Source organism: Moorena sp. SIO3B2, from assembly GCF_010692525.1.
In the GTDB taxonomy this organism is placed as follows: domain Bacteria; phylum Cyanobacteriota; class Cyanobacteriia; order Cyanobacteriales; family Coleofasciculaceae; genus Moorena; species Moorena producens.
The window spans coordinates 1-2,149 of the sequence record NZ_JAAHHE010000708.1 but is presented as its reverse complement, the minus strand read 5'-3'; the positions used below and the strand labels follow the sequence as shown (position 1 = coordinate 2,149).

At 40.5% G+C, this 2,149-nt stretch carries 1 protein-coding gene and 2 pseudogenes; 2 read left to right on the top strand and 1 reads right to left on the bottom strand.

Annotated features, from left to right (window positions below):
- Positions 1 to 155 (bottom strand): annotated as a pseudogene (locus tag F6K38_RS40065) (IS630 family transposase); the annotation flags it as partial.
- Positions 156 to 297: 142 nt separating this feature from the next.
- Here F6K38_RS40065 and F6K38_RS40060 point away from each other — a divergent pair.
- Positions 298 to 1,416 (top strand): annotated as a pseudogene (locus tag F6K38_RS40060) (ISKra4 family transposase).
- 72 nt (positions 1,417 to 1,488) lie between these two features.
- Complete coding sequence (locus F6K38_RS40055; protein ID WP_287360436.1) at positions 1,489 to 1,890, top strand: transposase; 402 nt, start codon at positions 1,489 to 1,491, stop codon at positions 1,888 to 1,890.
- The last annotated feature ends 259 nt before the right edge of the window (positions 1,891 to 2,149 follow it).

Here is a 2,149-nt window from a genome sequence, read left to right as displayed (position 1 = left end):
CAACCCAAAACTTCAGCAATTTCTAACTGTGTTTTTCCACTATTCAACAACAGCAAAATTAAAATACGTTCTCTAATATTTCCATTTTCTTCTATTTTTAAGGCTTTTTGAAGTATTGTTTTTTGCTCTTGTGTCAGATAATTTTTTGCTGGCATATTGGGAGCATCCCATTTTGGAAAAAAGACAGGAATAGGTACTCATTTAATTCGCGATTAATAATCGCGAATTAAATGAGTAGAGAACTGGACTACATGTACCCTGGCATAATAGAGAGGTAGATGTTCATACCCTTTGATCATGACCAGAGCCGAACAGGAAGAACTGGAAGCTTGTTTAAAACGAGCCAGTGAGATCCTTTATAACAATACTGACACGGATAGTTTGGAAAACCTAGCAGATATCGAAATGGCAGTTAGAGAGCAGGTTCTAGAACATGTCAGTCCCAAAATTGCCCTTTTTTTATCACCAAAAAGACCCAAACCCGACGAGGAAAAACCCGAACCCTAAAAAGCTGCTTGGGAAAACTGAAGATTACGAAAAAACAAGCAGATGCTTTAGGGATAGAAGCCTATACACGCCATAGTCCTCTGCTGGAAAAATGCTGTCTCCTCTTAAGTGCCAATGAATCTTATCAAAATGCAGAGAGTGACTTGTATCTGTTAACTGGGCTAAAAGTCGGTCACTCCACTCATCATCGCAAAGTGAACCAAATTGACCTACCACTTCCTGATCTAAAACTTGAGTTATCCGAGATAAGTGTTGATGGGGGAAAAATTCGTCTGAGGACAAAAGCTTTAGGAGAACCGAGTTTTTGGCAAGAATACAAAACAGCCCGTTTACAAGCGATGCAGCGCGGTCTTGGGGGTTCCCCCCATGAGCGACTGCATCAAGACAGGGATTTATTACGGAGCCTTCTTTCAAGATAACCTATCTTTAACGGATTGGATAAATAGTCAAAGATTAACCTCGCCCTTGTACTGCTTAGGAGATGGACATGATGGAATCTGGAACATATTTGCTGAAATTGGAGAGACTAAGGATAGGATTGAAATCTTGGACTGGTATCACCTAACCGAAAACCTGCATAAAATAGAAACGAAAAAATCCATCAAAGAACAGTTAGAGGCTTACTTGTGGATGGGACAGGTATCCGAGGCTCGGAAGTTGTTGAAGTCGGTTCAGCCCGTGGGAGGAACGAACTTTCTTAACTATCTTAACAAGCACCGTCAAAGGTTAATCAATTATCAATGGTTTCAACGGGAACAAATTTGTTCAATTGGCAGCGGAGCTGTGGAATCAGCCGTCAAACAAATAAGCCACCGTGTTAAACTAACTGGAGCCCAGTGGCTAAGAGAAAATGTGGCTAATATCTTACAACTTCGTTGTGCTTATTTAAACGGTCAGCTAGCTATTTAAGCACTTAAAAATCCTTGGGAGTCCAATTCGCGAGTTATAATCGCGAATATATTTTGATGGAGATTTAGATCAATGGGCAGAAGAGTTTCCAGTAAGTCACCACAAGATAAACTAGAGAGAATAACTCGTTTACAGACGGCAATTGCTAGTCTCGAAACCTACAAAAATTTCTTCGAGGGTCAAGGAGAACTCGCCCCGTCAGGTGTCTGGGTAGCGCGTTATCAAGTTCGACAGCCCCAAAAAGCCTACTGGTATTACAAATTACAAGCCAGTTCACCCTCCTTCACAACCACAGGTAAAGCGCCCAAGTTAAGTAAATATAAGCATTTGGGGAAGGCTGGAAGTGAAGCCCATGTTGCCGGGGTGATGGCTGTAGCGAGAAGAACCATAGTTTCCGAATTACAAAAAACGATTGATTCTCTTAAAAATAGCTTATTAGATATTTCTTTCGACTCCGAGCTTAAAGATATCTAAGTCGGGATATTATTCGCGATTATAAATCGCGAATAAATTGTCTCTTTTTTCCAAAATGGGATGCTCCCGGCATATTTCCTATTATTGGGTTATTTATTAATTTTTATTATACCAATTTAAATGCCGAACAGCTTATAGCACTACGCATTAAGGTTAGGACATTTATAAAAGCAGCAAAAGCTATTATAATCAGCTATTGCTAGCATGCTAGCATGCTAGCATGCCTGGCACGTAGCGCTATACCTCTGCTGCGATGGGA